General features: G+C 69.1%; 23 protein-coding genes. 15 read left to right on the plus strand and 8 right to left on the minus strand.

The window, feature by feature from the left end:
• The first annotated feature begins 60 nt into the window (after positions 1-60).
• Complete coding sequence (locus AB6A66_RS13785; RefSeq protein WP_371056337.1) at positions 61-1272, plus strand: hypothetical protein; 1212 nt, start codon at positions 61-63, stop codon at positions 1270-1272.
• A gap of 448 nt (positions 1273-1720) precedes the next feature.
• On the opposite strand, the gene AB6A66_RS13790 is transcribed toward AB6A66_RS13785, so the two are convergent.
• The 5 genes from AB6A66_RS13790 to AB6A66_RS13810 all read right to left on the minus strand — a co-directional run bounded on the left by AB6A66_RS13790 (position 1721) and on the right by AB6A66_RS13810 (position 4330).
• Positions 1721-2281, minus strand: coding sequence for a F0F1 ATP synthase subunit B (locus AB6A66_RS13790; protein WP_371056338.1), 561 nt, complete (start codon positions 2279-2281; stop codon positions 1721-1723).
• A gap of 2 nt (positions 2282-2283) precedes the next feature.
• Positions 2284-2838, minus strand: coding sequence for a F0F1 ATP synthase subunit B' (locus tag AB6A66_RS13795; protein WP_371056339.1), 555 nt, complete (start codon positions 2836-2838; stop codon positions 2284-2286).
• 85 nt (positions 2839-2923) lie between these two features.
• Positions 2924-3160, minus strand: coding sequence for a F0F1 ATP synthase subunit C (locus tag AB6A66_RS13800; RefSeq protein WP_371037206.1), 237 nt, complete (start codon positions 3158-3160; stop codon positions 2924-2926).
• Between the two features lie 79 nt (positions 3161-3239).
• On the minus strand, positions 3240-3947 hold the full coding sequence (locus AB6A66_RS13805; protein WP_371037247.1) for a F0F1 ATP synthase subunit A: 708 nt from the start codon (positions 3945-3947) through the stop codon (positions 3240-3242).
• Between the two features lie 50 nt (positions 3948-3997).
• On the minus strand, positions 3998-4330 hold the full coding sequence (locus AB6A66_RS13810; RefSeq protein ID WP_371037207.1) for an AtpZ/AtpI family protein: 333 nt from the start codon (positions 4328-4330) through the stop codon (positions 3998-4000).
• A gap of 206 nt (positions 4331-4536) precedes the next feature.
• On the opposite strand from AB6A66_RS13810, the gene AB6A66_RS13815 reads away from it, so the two are divergent.
• On the plus strand, positions 4537-4887 hold the full coding sequence (locus AB6A66_RS13815; protein WP_371037208.1) for an ArsR/SmtB family transcription factor: 351 nt from the start codon (positions 4537-4539) through the stop codon (positions 4885-4887).
• On the opposite strand, the gene AB6A66_RS13820 is transcribed toward AB6A66_RS13815, so the two are convergent.
• Positions 4878-5786 (minus strand): DMT family transporter, encoded by a 909-nt coding sequence (locus tag AB6A66_RS13820; RefSeq protein WP_371037209.1) that lies wholly within the window; start codon positions 5784-5786, stop codon positions 4878-4880. The genes AB6A66_RS13815 and AB6A66_RS13820 overlap by 10 nt on opposite strands.
• Positions 5783-6664: a LysR family transcriptional regulator gene (locus tag AB6A66_RS13825; RefSeq protein ID WP_371056340.1), complete on the minus strand. Its 882-nt coding sequence runs from the start codon at positions 6662-6664 to the stop codon at positions 5783-5785. The genes AB6A66_RS13820 and AB6A66_RS13825 overlap by 4 nt, the downstream gene beginning before the upstream one ends.
• A 334-nt stretch (positions 6665-6998) precedes the next feature.
• Between AB6A66_RS13825 and ffh the strand changes: the two genes are divergently transcribed.
• The 12 genes from ffh (at position 6999) to AB6A66_RS13885 (ending at position 15225) form a co-directional block, all read left to right on the plus strand.
• A complete protein-coding gene (gene ffh, locus AB6A66_RS13830) occupies positions 6999-8495 on the plus strand; it encodes a signal recognition particle protein (protein WP_371056341.1) in 1497 nt (498 codons plus the stop codon).
• Entirely contained in the window at positions 8492-9049 is a 558-nt protein-coding gene (locus AB6A66_RS13835; protein ID WP_371056342.1) for a GNAT family N-acetyltransferase, read from the plus strand. The genes ffh and AB6A66_RS13835 overlap by 4 nt, the downstream gene beginning before the upstream one ends.
• On the plus strand, positions 9046-9600 hold the full coding sequence (locus AB6A66_RS13840) for a GNAT family N-acetyltransferase (protein WP_371056343.1): 555 nt from the start codon (positions 9046-9048) through the stop codon (positions 9598-9600). The genes AB6A66_RS13835 and AB6A66_RS13840 overlap by 4 nt, the downstream gene beginning before the upstream one ends.
• Positions 9601-9628: 28 nt before the next feature.
• Positions 9629-10234, plus strand: a complete 606-nt coding sequence (locus AB6A66_RS13845) for a GNAT family N-acetyltransferase (RefSeq protein WP_371056344.1) — start codon at positions 9629-9631, stop codon at positions 10232-10234.
• Complete coding sequence (locus AB6A66_RS13850; RefSeq protein ID WP_371037215.1) at positions 10231-10545, plus strand: chorismate mutase; 315 nt, start codon at positions 10231-10233, stop codon at positions 10543-10545. Before AB6A66_RS13845 ends, AB6A66_RS13850 begins: the two co-directional genes overlap by 4 nt.
• 39 nt (positions 10546-10584) lie before the next feature.
• Positions 10585-10956: a 30S ribosomal protein S16 gene (gene rpsP / locus AB6A66_RS13855; protein ID WP_371037216.1), complete on the plus strand. Its 372-nt coding sequence runs from the start codon at positions 10585-10587 to the stop codon at positions 10954-10956.
• 12 nt (positions 10957-10968) lie between these two features.
• Positions 10969-11475 carry a ribosome maturation factor RimM gene (gene rimM / locus AB6A66_RS13860; RefSeq protein ID WP_371056345.1) on the plus strand — a complete coding sequence of 169 codons (507 nt, stop codon included), beginning with the start codon at positions 10969-10971 and terminating at the stop codon, positions 11473-11475.
• The gene (gene trmD, locus AB6A66_RS13865; RefSeq protein WP_371056346.1) at positions 11472-12296 is read left to right on the plus strand and encodes a tRNA (guanosine(37)-N1)-methyltransferase TrmD; all 825 of its coding nucleotides are present in this window, start codon (positions 11472-11474) and stop codon (positions 12294-12296) included. The genes rimM and trmD overlap by 4 nt, the downstream gene beginning before the upstream one ends.
• A 50-nt stretch (positions 12297-12346) precedes the next feature.
• Positions 12347-12736, plus strand: a complete 390-nt coding sequence (rplS, locus tag AB6A66_RS13870) for a 50S ribosomal protein L19 (protein WP_371037219.1) — start codon at positions 12347-12349, stop codon at positions 12734-12736.
• Positions 12737-12747: 11 nt separating this feature from the next.
• The gene (rpmE, locus tag AB6A66_RS13875; RefSeq protein WP_371037220.1) at positions 12748-12969 is read left to right on the plus strand and encodes a 50S ribosomal protein L31; all 222 of its coding nucleotides are present in this window, start codon (positions 12748-12750) and stop codon (positions 12967-12969) included.
• A gap of 154 nt (positions 12970-13123) precedes the next feature.
• Entirely contained in the window at positions 13124-13936 is an 813-nt protein-coding gene (locus tag AB6A66_RS13880) for a division plane positioning ATPase MipZ (protein ID WP_371037221.1), read from the plus strand.
• A gap of 173 nt (positions 13937-14109) precedes the next feature.
• Complete coding sequence (locus tag AB6A66_RS13885) at positions 14110-15225, plus strand: BLUF domain-containing protein (RefSeq protein ID WP_371056347.1); 1116 nt, start codon at positions 14110-14112, stop codon at positions 15223-15225.
• A 7-nt stretch (positions 15226-15232) separates the two neighbouring features.
• Here the strand turns inward: AB6A66_RS13885 and AB6A66_RS13890 are convergent, their stop codons facing one another.
• Positions 15233-15679, minus strand: a complete 447-nt coding sequence (locus AB6A66_RS13890) for a MarR family winged helix-turn-helix transcriptional regulator (protein WP_371037223.1) — start codon at positions 15677-15679, stop codon at positions 15233-15235.
• A 78-nt stretch (positions 15680-15757) separates the two neighbouring features.
• Between AB6A66_RS13890 and hmgA the strand changes: the two genes are divergently transcribed.
• Positions 15758-17113, plus strand: coding sequence for a homogentisate 1,2-dioxygenase (gene hmgA, locus AB6A66_RS13895; protein ID WP_371056348.1), 1356 nt, complete (start codon positions 15758-15760; stop codon positions 17111-17113).
• The last annotated feature ends 13 nt before the right edge of the window (positions 17114-17126 follow it).

A 17126-nucleotide genomic window follows, 5' to 3' on the forward strand; every position in this document is an offset into this window, starting at 1 on the left:
CATTCCGAAATCCGGATGCATATTATATTCCAGTTCTGGAATACGTATGGGAGTTCACCAATGCCGGATCACGTCGCAAGACCTGCGGACAACTACTCTCCGCTCTATTTCCTCGCCTCACTGGGCGCGGGGGGCATTACCGTCACCTTCTTCATGTTCCTGATGTTCTGGGTGCCCCATCCGGGACAGCCCGTTCCGGTCTTCGGCGACATCGCCACGGCCTTCGCGAACGGTGGCCTTGCCATGCAGACCGCCATCGTCGCCGCGCTGTCGGGCATCGGGGCCTTCGCCTTCCTGAACCTGAAGTCGCTCGTCTGGAACCTGCGCGCCTTCGCCGCTTTCCGGCAGACCGAGGACTACGGGCGTCTGCGTGCCACGAATGCCGAGACGACGCTGCTGGCGATGCCGCTCGCCCTCGCCATGAGCATCAATGTGGGGTTCATCCTCGGCCTCGTCTTCGTTCCGGGGCTCTGGACCGTGGTGGAGTATCTCTTTCCCGCGGCGATGGTCGCCTTCCTGCTGGTGGGGGTGCTGGCGTTCCGCCAGATCGGCGATTTTCTCGGCCGCGTCCTCAGCGAGGGCGGCGTGTTCGACGTGACGGCCAACAACTCCTTCGCGCAGCTTCTGCCCGCCTTCGCGCTCTCCATGGTGGGGGTGGGGTTCGCCGCCCCGGCGGCGATGAGCGGCACGACCCTCACCGTCGGCACGAGCCTCGTGCTGTCCACTTTCTTCGGCGTGACCGCGGCGCTTTACGCAGCGATCGCCGCGATCATCGCCTTCAACTCGATGTTGCAGCATGGCACCGCCAAGGAGGCCGGCCCGACGCTCATGGTGGTGGTGCCGATCATGACGGTCCTCGGCATTCTCTTCCTGCGCCAGGAGCACGGGCTGCATACCGCCTTCGGAGCCGAGGAGAACCCGGGCGAGACGTTGGTGTTCCTCGCACGTCTCCTGACGGTCCAGATCGTGTTCTTCGCGCTCGGACTGGCCGTGCTGCTGCGCCAGGGCTACTTCGCAGACTTCGTGATCGGGCCTAGGACCTCGCCCGGTTCCTACGCGCTGGTCTGTCCGGCGGTGGCGCTTTCCGTGATGGGGCAGTTCTTCATCAACAAGGGCCTGGTCGGCGCCGGCGTCGTCACGCAGTTCTCTGCCGGGTACTGGGCGTTGACGGCCGTGGCACTCGTCGCGCAGGTGGTGGCGATCGCGCTCGTGCTCCGGCTCAACCGGCAGCATTTCACCCCCGCCGCACGGGCCGCCGTCCCGGCCGAATGACCGCCGTATCCACCAACTGAAAGGGCGCGCCCGGACGGCGCGCCCTTTTAGCCTTCGCTGCCCCGAAGCGGCGATCGTCCCGAAGCCGCATTGGCCCGAAGCCCCGGTCAGAGACTGGCCCCACGCCATGGTCGAGGGTGCGACAAGCATCCGGCGGCTGGAACCGCGAACCCAGGCGCGGCGGTGGCAAGCAGCAGCGCCTGCGGTCCCTGCGCGGCCGCCGCATCAGACGTCCATCCCGGTATCCTTGGGCCGGGCTCCGCGCAGCGGCGGGAGCCCGAGGTCCGCGACGGAAGGCCGCCGCGCACGTCATGCGGAGCGCGCGCGGCGACGCGTTGAACTTGCATCTCCACGGGTCGCCGAACCATAACTTGCTGGCGAAAACGCGAACGGCCCCAGCTGGACCGGGGCCGTCACATGCAGGTCTTTCCGGGCCGTGCCGAAAGGGTCAGTGAAGCTTCTGGCCCACTTCCTCGATGGAGGCGTCGATCAGCTCGTTGCCGCGCGCGGCGGTCATGCGCCCCGCGATCACGTCCCGCGCCACCGCGACAGCCATCTCCGCTGCGCGGTCGCGCACGTCGCGCACGGCGCGCGCCTCGGCCTGGCCGATCTGCTCTTCGGCGGCCTTCAAGCGGCGGGCGATCGAGGTCTCGAGATCCTTCTTCGCCTGCTCCGCGGCCAGCTCGGCCTCTTCGCGCGCATGCGCGACGATGCGATCGGATTGCTCCGCGACCTCGCGCTGCTTGCGCTCGTAGGAGGCCAGAAGCTTCTGCGCTTCCTCCCGGATCGACCGGGCCTCGTCAAGCTCGCTCTTGATTCCCTCGGCGCGCTTGTCGAGCATCCCGCTCAGCAGCGTCGGCACATTGAAGTAGACGAGGACGCCGATGAACACGAGGAACGAAATCAGGACCACGAAGTCAGTGTTCGCGAGCGAGAAGAACGGACCCTTCGCGGCGTGGGCCGGGCTGGCGGCAGCCAGCGTGGCGGCGAGAACGGTGAACTTCCGCATGGTCATGCCCCCTTGGCCCGGGCCGCGAGGGCCTTCTCGATTTCGGCGTCGTCGGCGTCCGCCCCGACCGCGGAGAGCACCGCGCCCACGGTGTCGCGCGCGACGTCCTGAACGCTCTGGGCCGCGTTCTCGCGGATTTCGGCGATGGCCTTCTCCGACTCCGCGGTCTTTTCCGCGATCTCGGCGTCGGCGCGACGTGTCGCGGCATCGACATCGGCCTGGATCTCTGCCTTCGCCTCGCCGATGATCTTCTGTGCCTCGGCCCGGGCGTCCGCGAGCGCCTTCTCGTAGGCCTTCTCGGCCTCGGCGGCCTTGGCCTTGAGGTCCTCGGCGGCAGCGAGATCGTTGGTGATGCTGCCCGAGCGCTCGGCGAGAACCGACGCGATGCGCGGCAGCGCGATCCGCGTCAGGATGTAGTAGATGGCGAGCAGCGTGACGACCAGCCAGAAGATCTGGTTGGGGAAGGTCGAGAAGTCGAGTTGCGGAAGCCCGGTCGCGCCGGCCTCCGCCCCGCCGTCCATGCCTTGCGCGCCTGCGCCTTCGGTATCGGTCGCCATTCGGCCCTCCGTCGGTGTCAAATCCTTGGGGGCGCGGCCTGCATCAAGCGGGCCGACGCCCCGTCCGTAAGGATCGTTCCCCGGATCAGACGGCGAACATCAGCAGAAGCGCGACGAGGAACGAGAAGATCCCCAGCGCTTCGGCGAAGGCGATGCCGATGAAGAGCGTGGCGGTCTGGCTTGCCGCAGCCGACGGGTTGCGCAGCGCACCCGAAAGGAAGTTGCCGGCCACGTGGCCCACACCGATCGCGGCCGCACCCGACCCGATGGCGGCGAGGCCTGCGCCGATGAACTGACCCATGTTTGCGATATCGCCTTCCATGTCGTTTCTCCTTACGGTTGGAAGATGGCTGATTAAGGGGTGTGCGGTTCGGCCCGGGCTTTCGCCCGGCCCGGATGTCTCAGTGGCTCGGATGCAGCGCATCCTTCAGATAGACACAGGTGAGGATCGTGAAGACGTAGGCCTGGATGAACGACACCAGCACCTCGAGGCCGTAGATGGCCGTCACGGCCAGGATCGAGATCGGCGCGATCGCCGCGACCTGGCTGAAGCCCGCGAACACCTTCAGAACCGCGTGGCCCGCCATCATGTTGCCGGCAAGACGGATGGAGTGGCTCACCGGGCGCACGAAATAGGAGATGAGCTCGATGATCGCGAGGACCGGCCGCAGCGGCAGCGGTGCCTCCTGCACCCAGAAAAGCCCGAGGAACTTCGTGCCGTTCTTGATGAAGCCGATCGCCGTCACGGTCAGGAAGACGGCCATGGCGAGCACGGCGGTCACCGCGATGTGGCTCGTCGTCGTGAAGGACATCGGGATCAGGCCGAGGAAATTGGCGAAGACGATGAACATGAACAGCGTCATGATGTACGGGAAGTACTTGAGACCGTCCTTCCCGGCCACGTCCTCGACCATCTTGTAGACGAACCCGTAGGCGAGTTCCGCCACGGACTGGCTGCGCGAGGGGATGATCGCGCGGCGCGATGTGCCGATCACGAGAAGCGCGGTCACGCCGACCACCGCGAGCGCCATCCAGAGCGTCGCGTTGGTGATGGTGTACCAGTGCACCGGCCCGTCCCCGAAAAGGGGCTTCACCAGGAACTGGTCCATCGGGTTGAACGCCAGCCCGCCGCCTTCGCCTGCCGCATCCGTCGCCACGCCTAGTCTCTCCCGTCCTCGTGCCCGCCAGCGCGGGTTTCCGCGTCCTTCTGGACTTCCCGCGCGCTTCTCAGCATCGTCTTGATGCCCGCCGCGAAGCCCAGCAACGTAAACGTCACCAGAAGCACGGGCAGGGTGCCAAAGAGGCTGTCCAGCCCGTACCCGATGCCGAACCCGATCCCGAGGCCCGCCACCAGCTCGATCACCATCCGCCACGCGAGCTGCGCCTGCGAATAATGCTCGTCCGCGCGGGGCTTGGGCTCCTGCGCCGCTTTCAGGACGGCCAGCCGCTTTTCAAGCTGCTCGAGTTGGCGCTTGTGGTCGGCGTCAGGCACCAAGGCTCCCCGCGGATCGTCGCGTAGGGTGCTACGCTGCAGCACAGCGCGAGTCAAGCACGGCCGTGCGACGGTCAAGTGGCTGTAATTCGTGAAGGAATTCAGGGCCTCGCAACGCCGGACAAGGTCAGGCGGCGCGCGGACGGGCCAGGACTCTCGTTCAACTGAACGGTTGAGTTTCCGGGCGCGACGGGCGAAGAGGCAGGATGATCGACAGACTCGATGCCGTCTTCGCCGCGCTCGCCGATCCCACGCGGCGGGCGATCCTCGCCATGCTGCTCGAGGATGACATGGCGGTGACCGATGTGGCCGAACCCTTCGAGATGTCGCTGGCCGCCATCTCGAAGCACCTCGCGATCCTCAGCCGCGCCGGTCTCATCAGCCAGGAGCGGCGCGGACGGGTCAAATGGTGCAAGCTGGAGCCCGACGCGCTTCGCGACGCGAGCGTGTGGATGCAGGGCTTCGGCCAGTTCGAGCCCGTCAACCTCGACGCCTTCGAGCGATTTCTCCGGCAGGAGCTGGGCGGCCGGGGGGCTTGCCCCGACCATCACGACTGACCCGCCACCCGGCGCGGCGCCTCCTCGTCCTTGAGAAGCAGCAGGAGCGCCGCCACGGTAAGCCCGAGCCCCGCCAGCACGAGCGGGCGGGGCGCGCCATTACCCAGCGCAAGCTCCCACACGAGCACCCAGGACGGCGTGAGATAGGTGTAGGCCATGACCTTTGCCGAGGGCAGCCGGAGCGTGGCGTATTGCAGCAGGACGAAGGTCGCCGCCGACGCGAAGATCGCGAGGTAGAGGATCGTCACCCAGACGATCGCGGGCAGCGCCGCCCAGCCCGTGGCCCGTATCTCGGGCCAGCCCCACAGCCCCAGAACGACCGTGCCGGCCACCAGCACGCCCAGGGTGAACACGGTGGGGGATTCCCCGCGGTTCAGCCGCCGCAGCATCGGCGTGTAGGCCGCATGAGCGAAGCAGCCCCAGAAATAGATGACCTCGCCCCGCCCCACGTCGAAACCGAGCAAGGTCTGCCAGTCCGCGCGGAAGATCACCCACAGCGCCCCCGCCGCACCGATGGCGAGCGCAAGCGCCATGCGCGGCGTCGTCACCTGGCGCAGGATCACCCAGCCCAGCCCCGCCGCCATCAGCGGGGTCAGCGTGAAGACCGCCGCGGCACTGACCGGCGGCGCGGTCTTCAGCCCCTCGAACATGAGCACGAAATAGGTCGCGAAGAGCGCGCCCAGCACGAGATAGCGCCAGGGCGCGGCGAGCGCCCGTCGCTCCGCCCGGCCGCCCAGCCAGACGACCGCGCCCATGACGAGCGCGGCGAGCGCGAAGCGCACCGCGGTGATCGCGGCGGGCGCGATCTCGTTCGCAACGAGCCCCCCGAGCGAGAAGGAACCCGCGACGAGCCCCGAGAAAAGCAGCATGGCGAAGTGTCCGCGCGCCGCCTCCGTCATGCGTCCTCGAGCCCCTTGGCATACGCCTTGAGCGCGCGGAGCAGCGCCTGGACCTTGCTGCTGCGATGCAGGTCCACGTGGGTGACGAGCCAGAGCGGCGCGGTCCACGCCTCGCGCGGGGGCGCGACCTCGGTCAGCTCGGGATGCGCCGCCACCGTCCAGGGCGGCAGGAACCCGATGCCCGCCCCGGCGAGCACGGCGGCCTCCAGCGCCCGGGGGTCGGGGCTTCGGAAGGCGACCTGCCCGCGCGGGATCTCGGCCTGCAGCCAGCGATCGAACGGGGCGCGGGGCATCTCGCCATCATGGCCGACGAACCGGTGCCCGTCGAGCGCCGAGAGGCTTGCGGGCACGCCGCGGGCGGCGACGTAGGCGGGCGCGGCGTAAAGCCCCATGCGCTGGCGCAGGAAGGGCTGGACGACGTTGTCGGGCTCCTCCGGGGCGGGGCCCGCGCGCACCGCGACATGCGCCTCGCCGTATTCCAGCCGGAAGATCCTCTCGCTGGTCAGATAGCGCAGGGTGACCGCCGGATAACGGTCCTGGAAGTCGCGCAGGACGGGCGCGAGGAGCGGCGACAACCCCACGATGGAGGTCAGCACGAGTTCGCCCGACACGTCCGCGCCGCGCCCCTTCATGCGCCCGAGAAGCTGGCCGAACTGCTCGTCCGTGGCCTGGGCCACGCGCAGCAGGTCCTCGCCCGCCTCGGTGGGCGTGTAGCCGCGGGCATGGCGCTGGAACAGCTTCACGCCCAGCCGCGCCTCCAGCGCGTCGACATGCCGGATGACCGTGGCGTGATGGACGCCCAGCGCCTCGGCCGCGCCGCTCACCGTGCCGCGTTGCGCGACGTGATAGGCGGTGCGGATCTCGTCCCAGCTCTCCATGACACTCCCCCGGCGACCGTGCGGCATCGCACACGGCGCCAACACTGGGCAGGTTGCGTTCGGCGGCGCAAGGGCAATGTCCGGGCGGGCTGCCTGACGGACGGGCCGGCATCGCCCCGCTGCGCCGCGGCGCGGCGACGACCGGCTTGACTCCGTGAGGGCCGCGGCCTATGCCCGGCCTGTCCCCGGAAGTGCGTAATCGCTTCCGGTCCCATGGGCTTGGGCCCGGGATCGCTCCCCGTCAGCGCGTTGCGCCCACGGGGGCGCTTGGCATTTGAGCCGCGCTTCCCATCTCGGAGGTGCATGTCCGTATCGCAGAAGGAGCCAGAGGGCCATGTTCGAAAATCTGTCCGAGCGTCTCTCCGGCGTCTTCGACCGGCTGACGAAGCAGGGCGCGCTGTCCGAGGAGGACGTGCGCACGGCGCTCCGCGAGGTGCGCGTGGCGCTGCTGGAGGCCGACGTCTCGCTGCCCGTGGCGCGCGACTTCGTGAAGGCGGTGCAGGCGAAGGCCACGGGCCAGGCGGTGACGAAGTCGGTCACGCCGGGCCAGCAGGTCGTCAAGATCGTCCACGACGAGCTGGTGGACGTGCTGAAAGGCGACGCCGACCCCGGCGCGCTCAAGATCGACAGCCCGCCCGCACCGATCCTGATGGTGGGCCTTCAGGGCTCGGGCAAGACGACGACGACGGCGAAGCTCGCCAAGCGCCTGAAGGATCGCGACGGCAAGCGCGTCCTCATGGCCTCGCTCGACGTGAACCGCCCCGCGGCGATGGAGCAGCTTCAGATCCTCGGCCGGCAGGTCGGCGTGGACACCCTGCCCATCGTGAAGGGCGAGGACCCGGTCGCCATCGCGAAGCGCGCCAGGACCCAGGCGGCGCTCGGCGGCTACGACGTCTACATGCTCGACACGGCGGGCCGGCTCCACATCGACCAGGAGCTCATCCGCCAGGCCGCCGAGGTGCGCGACGTGGTCAGCCCGCGCGAGACGCTTTTGGTGGTGGACGGGCTGACCGGCCAGGTCGCCGTGGAGGTCGCGCAGGAGTTCGACGACAAGATCGGCGTCTCGGGCGTCGTTCTCACCCGGATGGACGGCGACGGGCGCGGCGGCGCGGCGCTCTCCATGCGCGCGGTCACCGGCAAGCCGATCCGCTTCGTGGGCACGGGCGAGAAGATGGACGCGCTCGAGACCTTCGAGCCCGAGCGCATCGCCGGCCGCATCCTCGGCATGGGCGACATCGTGGCCCTCGTCGAGAAGGCGCAGGAGACGCTGGAGGCCGAACAGGCCGAGCGCATGATGAAGCGCATGGCCAAGGGTCAGTTCAACATGAACGACCTCAAGACGCAGCTCGACCAGATGCTCAAGATGGGCGGCATGGAGGGGCTGATGGGCATGATGCCCGGCATGGGCAAGATGAAGGGCCAGATGGCCGAGGCGGGCATCGACGACAAGGTGCTCAGGCGCCAGATCGCGCTCATCGACTCCATGACGAAGAAGGAGCGCGCCAATCCGCAGATCCTCCAGGCTAGCCGCAAGAAGCGCATCGCCGCGGGCGCGGGGCTCGAGGTCGCGGAGCTCAACAAGCTGCTCAAGCAGCATCGCCAGATGGCCGACATGATGAAAAGGCTCGGCAAGAAGGGCGGACGCGGCATGCTGAAGAAGGCCATGGGCGGCATGCTCGGCAAGGGCGGCGCGCCCGAGGGCATGGAGGGCATGGACCAGAAGGCGCTCGAGCAGGCGGCCAAGCAGATGGGCGCGGGCCGGATGCCCGGCATGGGCGGCGGCGGCATGTCCCTGCCCCCGGGGCTCTCCGGCTTCGGCAAGAAGAAATGACGGTGACGCTGGCCGATACGCCGCGGTTCGAGACCGAGCGGCTGATCCTGCGCGCGCCCGAGGCGCGCGACTGGGAGACCGCGGCGGCATTCCTCGTCTCGGATCGCGCGCGCTTCATCGGCGGGCCGTACACGCAGACGGCCGCCTGGCGCGTCTTCGGACATGCTGTCGGGCATTGGGTACTGCGCGGCTACGGCCAATTCGTGCTGGAAGAGAAGGCGAGCGGATCGCTCCTCGGATCCGTCGGCCCATGGTACCCGAACGGCTGGGCGGAGTGCGAACTCGGCTGGAGCCTCTGGCACGCCTCAGCGGAGGGGAAGGGCTACGCTTGCGAGGCGGCCGAGCGCCTGCGTCGCTTCGCCTACGACGATCTCGGCTGGACGACGGCGGTGAGCTACATCGACGCGGACAACGCCCGCTCCATCGCGCTGGCCGAGCGGCTCGGCTGTGTGCGCGACCGGGAGGCGCGGCTTCCGGTGGGGGAAGGGTCGGAAGACGACGCGACCGAGGTCTGGGTCTTCCGCCACCCCGCCCCGGCGGAGGCCGCGGCATGAGCCTCACGCCCGCCCCCGTGCTAGAGGCCGGGCGGCTGCGGCTGCGCGGTCCCGAGATGCGCGACTTCGACCCGCTTGCCGAGTTCTTCGCCGATCCCGACCGCGCCTGGGGCTTCGGCGGCGCCGAGACGCGGCCCGACGCCTGGCGCTGGTTCGCCTCCAACATCGGGCACTGGCACATCCACGGCTACGGCTACTTCACCATCGAGATGACGCGGGACGCGGCGCCCGCGGGGCTTTGCGGCATCTGGAACCCCGAGGGCTGGCCGGAGCCGGAACTGGGCTGGCTCGTCTTCGCCCCCTTCGAGGGCCAGGGCATCGCCTGCGAGGCGGCGCTCCGCGCGCGCGAATGGGCCTACGAGGACCTCGGTTTCACGACGCTCACCTCGAACATCCTGCCCGGCAACGCGCGCTCTGTCGCGCTGGCCGAGCGGCTGGGCGCGCGCTACGAGCGCACCTACCAGAACGTGACGATGGGCGAGGACATGCTCTATCGCCACCCCGGACCGCGGGAACTCGACTCCGACGGCGGCGCGGAGGCCTACGCATGACACGCGCCAGCATCCGGAGGGCCGCCTGATGCCCGCCTCCTCCATCCCCGTGATCGAGACGAAGCGGCTGATCCTGCGCGGCCCGGTGCCCGAGGATTACCCGAACTTCAAGTCCACCTTCACCTCCTACCGGGCGCGTTTCATGGGCGGCCCGCTCAACGAATACGAGGCATGGATGCTCTACGCCGCCGAGATCGGCCACTGGCAGATCCGCGGCTTCGGCATGTGGATGATCCACGACCGAGAGACCGACCGCAGCCTCGGCATGGCGGGGGGCTGGTTCCCGGCCAAATGGCCCGAGCGCGAGATCGCCTGGGTGATCTGGCCCGAGGTGGCCGGGCGCGGCATCGCGCTCGAGGCCACCGACGCGGTGCGGCGGCATCTCTACGACAGGATGGGATGGACCGGCGCGGTCAGCTATCTCGACCCGCGCAACACCCAGTCGATCCTGCTCGCCCAGCGCCTCGGCGCGAAGCGCGACGCCGAGGCACGATCGGTCGACGGGCACGACATCGTCTATCGTCACCCCGCCCCGGAGCGGCTGCGCGGCAGCCAGATCGAGGACGCGATCCAGCAGGAGATCGCGTCCTTCGAGGGGCCGATCTTTTCCTCCGCGAAAGAGGCCAGCGCATGACCGAGACCAGCGATCCCACAGCCCTCGCGGCCGACGTCCTGCGCGAGCACCGCGAGAGCATCGACCGGCTCGACGCCATTCTGGTCTACACGCTGGGCGAGCGGTTCAAGCACACCCAGGCGGTGGGCCGGCTCAAGGCGCGCCACGACCTGCCGCCCTCCGATCCGCAGCGCGAGGCGCAGCAGATCGCGCGGCTCGAGGATCTCGCCCGTCAGGCGGATCTCGACCCCGAATTTGCCAAGAAGTTCCTGGCCTTCATCATCCAGGAGGTCATCCAGCACCACGAAAGCCACCAGGCGCAGGGCGTCTGACGCCCCTGCCCGCAACCAGCCAGACGAAGGAGAACACACATGGCTATCAAGATCAGGCTCGCCCGCGGCGGCTCCAAGAAGCGGCCCTTCTACCGGATCGTCGCGGCGGATTCCCGCATGCCGCGCGACGGCCGCTTCATCGAGAAGCTGGGCACCTACAACCCGCTCATGCCCAAGGACAGCGAGGAGCGCGTGCGCATGAACGTCGAGCGCGTGCAGTACTGGCTCGGCGAGGGCGCGCAGGCCACCGACCGGGTGAGCCGCATGCTGGAGGCCGCGGGCCTCAGCGAAGCCCGCTCGCGCGCGAACCCCAAGAAGGGCACGCCGGGCAAGAAGGCGCAGGAACGCGCCGAGGAGCGCGCGGCGAAGGCCGCCGAGGCCGCGGAAGCGCCCGCCGAGGCGCAGGAGTAAGGCGGCCGGCCGATGAGCGGGCAGGTCTGTGTGGGCGCCATCGCGGGCGCCTATGGCGTGCAGGGCGAGGTGCGGCTGAAAAGCTTCACCGCGGAGCCGGAGGCCGTCGCGTCCTACGGCCCGCTCGTCACGGAGGACGGCGCGCGGCGCTTCGAGGTCACGCCGCTGGGGCGGGTCAAGAACGCGCTGCGCGTCCGGCTGTCCGGCGTGCGCACGAAGGAAGAGGCGGACGCGCTGCGCGGCACGCGCCTTTACGTTCCGCGCGCGCGGCTGCCGGATCTGCCCGAGGACGAGTTCTACCACGCCGACCTGATCGGCCTCGACGTGCTCGACACGGGCGGCGCGGCGCTGGGACGGGTGAAGGCCGTGCATGATCACGGCGCCGGCGCGCTGCTGGAGGTGATCGTCCCGGGCGCGCGCCAGACGGTGCTTCTGCCCTTCACCCGCGCGGCGGTGCCCACGGTGGACCTCGCGGCGGGACGGATCGTCGCCGACCCGCCCGAGGGGCTCTTCGAATGAGCGATGCCCCCGCCCGCTCCCATGGCCGCAAGTCGATCAGCGCCGCGGTGGGCCCGCGCGAGCTCATGCCCGCGCAGGAGACGCTGGCGGGCGTGTGGTGCGCGCAGGTCATCACCCTCTTTCCCGAGGCGTTCCCGGGCGTGCTCGGGCTTTCGCTCACCGGGCGCGGCCTCAAGGAGGGGCTCTGGCAGCTTCGGACGGTCGACCTGCGCCGCCACGGCGAGGGGCGCCACCGCAACGTGGACGACACGCCGGCGGGCGGCGGCGCGGGCATGGTGCTGCGGGCCGACGTGCTGGGCCGCGCCATCGAGGAGGCGCGCGCCACCGCGCCGGCGGGCCGCCCGCTCATCGCGCCGAGCCCGCGCGGCACGCCCTTCACGCAGGCCCGCGCGCGCGCCCTCGCCGAGGGTCCGGGCGTCACGCTGATCTGCGGGCGTTTCGAGGGGGTCGACCAGCGCGCGCTCGACCATTACGGGGTCGAGGAGGTCTCGATCGGGGATTTCGTCCTGACCGGCGGCGAGATCGCCGCGATGGCCTTGATCGACGCGACGGTCCGACTTATACCCCGCGTGCTCGGGAATCAGGCGTCCGTCGAGGAGGAATCCTTCTCGCACGGTCTTTTGGAGCACCCGCAGTACACACGGCCCACCGTCTGGCAGGGGCGCGAGATACCCGAAATTCTCCTTTCGGGGCACCACGCGCGGATCACCGAATGGCGGCAGGCCGAGGCCGAAAGGCTGACAAGGAAACGGCGCCCTGATCTCTGGCGGGCCTGGCGCGAGGCGCATCGCAGGAACCCGGAGGACGACCGAGAGCTCTGAGGGCCATCACCTTCGCGGGGCCACCGCGAGCGAGAATAGGAGTGGATCAGATGGATCTGATCGCGGAACTGGAGGCGGAACAGATCGCCTCGCTCGGGAAGAAGATTCCCGATTTCAAGGCCGGTGACACCGTGCGCGTCGGCTACAAGGTGACGGAAGGCACGCGCTCGCGCGTGCAGAACTTCGAGGGCGTGTGCATCAGCCGCAAGAACGGCCAGGGCATCGATGGCTCGTTCACGGTGCGCAAGATCTCCTTCGGCGAGGGCGTGGAGCGCGTGTTCCCGCTCTACTCGACGAACATCGACAGCATCACGGTCGTGCGCCGCGGCAAGGTGCGCCGCGCCAAGCTCTACTACCTGCGTTCGCGCCGCGGCAAGTCGGCCCGGATCACGGAGCAGACCAACTACCGCGCGCCCAAGGGCGCCGGGGCCCAAGCCTGAGGAGCCGCGCCATGAAGAAGGACATTCATCCCGACTATCACTTCATCGACGTGAAGCTGGTGAACGGCGATATCGTCAAGATGCGCTCGACCTGGGGCGGCGAGGGCGAAACCCTGCCCCTCGACGTCGATCCCTCCGTGCACCCCGCCTGGACCGGCGGCGGCGGACGTCTGATGGATACCGGCGGCCGCGTGTCGAGGTTCAAGAAGAAGTACGAGGGCCTCGGCTTCTGAGCCGGCATCCCCTTACAGGTTTTTTTCCAGGACGCGCCGCCCGACCTCCGGGCGGCGCGTTCCGTTTCGGGCGCTTTCCCTCGCATCGGGTGCGCCCTATAGACGGTGGGCGAAGCGTGGCCCGGACCGGCCGCGCGGCACGAGGGGGAAGGGCATGGCGCACATCATCGTCGTCGGCAACGAGAAGGGCGGAGCCGGCAAATCCACCGTTTCGATGCATGTGGCGACGGGCCTTGCGCGGTGCGGCCAGCGCGTCGGCGCGCTCGACCTCGACCTGCGCCAGCAAAGCCTGGGGCGCTACCTGTCGAACCGTCAGCGCTACCTCGCCGCGGAGGGGCTGGCGCATCTTCCCAGCCCGCAGTTCCACGAATTGCCGACGATCGATCCCGACACGCTGCAACCCGACGAGAACCCGCAGGATCGCAGCCTGTCCACCGCCGTGGCGGCGCTCGAGGGCAGTTGCGACTTCCTCGTCATCGACTGTCCCGGCTCCCACACCCGGCTCAGCCAGCTCGCCCACTCGCTCGCCGATACGCTGATCACGCCGCTCAACGACAGCTTCGTGGACTTCGATCTGCTGGCGCGGACCGATCAAGACGGTCAGAAGGTTCTCGGGCCGTCGGTCTATTCCGAGATGGTCTGGTCGGCGCGGCAGCTGCGTGCGCAGGCCGGGCTGCCGGCGCTCGACTGGCTGGTGATCCGCAACCGGCTTGGCGCGCAGGCGATGGTCAACAAGGCCAAGATGCAGGCGGCGCTGGATGCCCTTGCGCGCCGGATCGGCTTCCGCACCGCGCCCGGCTTTCACGAGCGCGTGGTGTTCCGGGAGCTTTTCCCGAGGGGCCTGACCCTTCTCGACCTGCCCGACATCGGCGTGACGCAGTTCAGCCTGTCCAACATCGCCGCCCGGCAGGAACTGCGCGATCTGCTGCGGGCGCTGAACCTCCCGGGCGTCGACGTGGATTTCTGAACACCGGCGACATGCGATCCGTGTGTAAATTTTTCTAGACATTTTGGCCTGTCAGATCATATTGAGGGGGATGGTCCGGCGCCTGCCGACGCAGTGCCCTGCGCTCCAAGCGGACCGCGCCATCGCGGAAAGCCGGACGGGCGATCCCCGTCGCAATTCGGAAGGGGCGGGCGATGCGAACCAGCGAGGAAATGCCGGGCGATCTGCGCCGCGTCTGCTACCGCAGCCGTGCGACCCGCCCGCTCGATGCCGGCGAGATCGGCGCGCTCGTGCAAGGCGCGGCGCGGTTCAACGCGGGACACGGCATCACCGGCGCGCTGGTCTCCGCCGGTGTCGGCTACCAGCAATGGCTGGAGGGACCCGCGGGCGTCATCAACGCATTGATGGGGCGGCTTCAGGACGATCCGCGCCACGCCGACATGAACCTCATCGAGAACGCCGCGATCGACCGGCGCACCTTTGCCGGCTGGCACATGCAGCTCTTCCAGACCCCCGGGGATCTTGCGCTGTCGCCGCTTGCCGTCGTCCTCGGCGCTCCGCTGCCCGAAGCCGGCGCCGACTGGGCATCGGCGCTCGCGATGGTCACGAAGGGCCTCTCGCAGCGCGGGCCGGGCCCGGTCGTCTCGCCCGCCGAGGCCGAGGCCTTCGCGCAGGCGCTGATCGCCCCCGGAGAGGATGTGATCGTGGCGCAGCGCCTCGCGCCCAGGCTGTCGACGGCGACGGGCCGCGCGGAGGGGTACGAGGCCGTGGCGCGCGCGCTCGGCGACGGCTGGATGGCCGACCGTTGGTCCATGGCGCAGGTCACAGTGGCGCTGGGGCGCTTCCAGTCATTGCTGTGGCAGGCGCCGCAAACCGCGGACCCCGTGCAGCCGGTCGGGCACGCCATCGTCGCGAACCAGCCCGGCAACCCGCATTTCCTGGGCGCGGTGATCAAGGCCGACATCCTGCGCGCCTCGGGCTGGTCGGTCAGCCTGCTGCTCGATGCCGAGACGTCGGATATCGAGGCCGCGGCCCGCGCCAACAGGACCGCGCCGGTGCTTCTGTCCGGCAGTCGCCTGCTTTCGGGACTGGTCGAGGCGCGGATGACCGAACTCGGCCAGCACCTGCGCGCGGCCCTGCCCGGGACGCTCGTGCTCACCGGCGGGCGGGGCGGCCACGCGCTGTCGGCCACGGCGCAACGGCTCTGGGCACAGGTGGCGCGCGCGAAATCGCAAGGCGCGGATGCCTTCGGAAAGGTCGCGGGGGCCGCCGCCGGGGCGGCCCCCGCGACGCATCACCGGGTTCACTGACGCAAGGTCAGCCCGGATCGTCGCCCCCGGCCAGCGCGCGCAGCATCCGCCGCAGGGCGGCCGCGTCCTCGGGATCGAAGCGCGCGGCGAGCGCGGCGTCGTAGTCGCGCGCGACCTCGCGCAGGTCGCGGTAGGCCGCCTGCCCCGCCGGCGTGAGTTCCAGCACTTCGCGGCGGCGGTCCGCGGGATCGGCGCATCGCGTCAGGAAGCGCCGCGCCTCGAGCCGGGCCACCGCGCGGCTGATCTTGGTCTTGTGCATCCGGGCGCGCGCGCCGATCCCGCCCGCCGTCATCCGGCCGTAGATCCCCAGGTGGAAGAGCACCCGCCACTCGGTGCGCAGCATTCCGTAGCGCGCCTTGTAATGACGCTGGAAGGCGAGGCTCGCCTCCTCGGCCGCCTGATTGAGAAGATAGGGCAGGAATTCCTGCAGATCGAATCCGTCTTTTCCGTCCATCGCGTCCTCCCGACTCTTGTTAGTTACAAATTCAACCGTTAACACCGCAACCGAATTCGGGAGGGAGGAGCCTGAACCATGAATCGTCGCACCGATCCCGTCGGCCTCACGCAGGCCACCACGCCCACAGGCACGCAGCAGGGCTACATGCCCGGCTTCGGCAACGACTTCGAGACCGAGGCACTGCCGGGCGCGCTGCCGCAGGGCATGAACTCGCCGCAGAAATGCAACTACGGCCTTTACGGCGAGCAGCTTTCGGGGACGGCCTTCACCGCCAACCCGCCGGAACGGACCTGGACCTACCGCATCCGGCCCTCGGTCAAGCATTCCTCGCGCTACACGAAGCTGGAGCTGCCCTACTGGAAGTCGGCGCCGAACGTGGACCCGGACGTGATCTCGCTCGGCCAGTATCGCTGGGATCCGGTGCCGCACGGCGACGAGGCGCTCACCTGGCTCACCGGCATGCGCACGATGACGACGGCGGGCGACGTGAACACCCAGGTCGGCATGGCGAGCCACATCTACCTCGTCACGGAGTCGATGAAGGACGCGTATTTCTTCTCCGCCGACAGCGAGCTTCTCGTCGTCCCGCAGGAAGGCCGGCTGCGCTTCGCCACCGAGCTCGGCATCATCGATGTGGAGCCCAAGGAAATCGCCATCCTGCCGCGCGGCCTCGTCTATCGCGTTGAGGTGCTCGACGGCCCGTGCCGCGGCTTCGTGTGCGAGAATTACGGGCAGAAGTTCGAGCTCCCGGGCCGGGGCCCGATCGGCGCCAACTGCATGGCCAACCCGCGCGACTTCAAGGCGCCGGTCGCCGCCTTCGAGGATCGGGAGACGCCCTCGACCCTCACCGTCAAGTGGTGCGGCCAGTTCCACGTCACCGAGATCGCGCAAAGCCCGCTCGACGTGGTGGCCTGGCACGGCAACTACGCGCCCTACAAGTACGACCTGCGCAGTTACTGCCCGGTCGGCGCGATCCTCTTCGACCACCCGGACCCGTCGATCTTCACCGTGCTGACCGCGCCTTCGGGGGTGCCTGGCACCGCAAACATCGACTTCGTGCTCTTCCGCGAGCGGTGGATGGTGGCCGAGGACACGTTCCGCCCGCCCTGGTATCACAAGAACATCATGTCCGAGCTGATGGGCAACATCTACGGCCAGTACGACGCCAAGCCGCAGGGCTTCGTGCCGGGCGGCATGAGCCTGCACAACATGATGCTGCCCCACGGGCCGGACAAAAGCGCCTTCGAAGGCGCTTCCAACGCCGAGCTGGGGCCGGAGAAGCTCGACAACACGATGTCCTTCATGTTCGAGACGAGGTTCCCGCAGCACCTCACCGCCTTCGCGGCGAAGGAGGCGCCGTTGCAGGACGACTACATCGACTGCTGGGACAGCCTCGAGAAGAAGTTCGACGGAACGCCGGGTGTGAAGTGACGCGCAAGAGACC

The organism is Rhodosalinus sp. K401, from assembly GCF_041365735.1.
Taxonomy (GTDB): Bacteria; Pseudomonadota; Alphaproteobacteria; order Rhodobacterales; family Rhodobacteraceae; genus Rhodosalinus.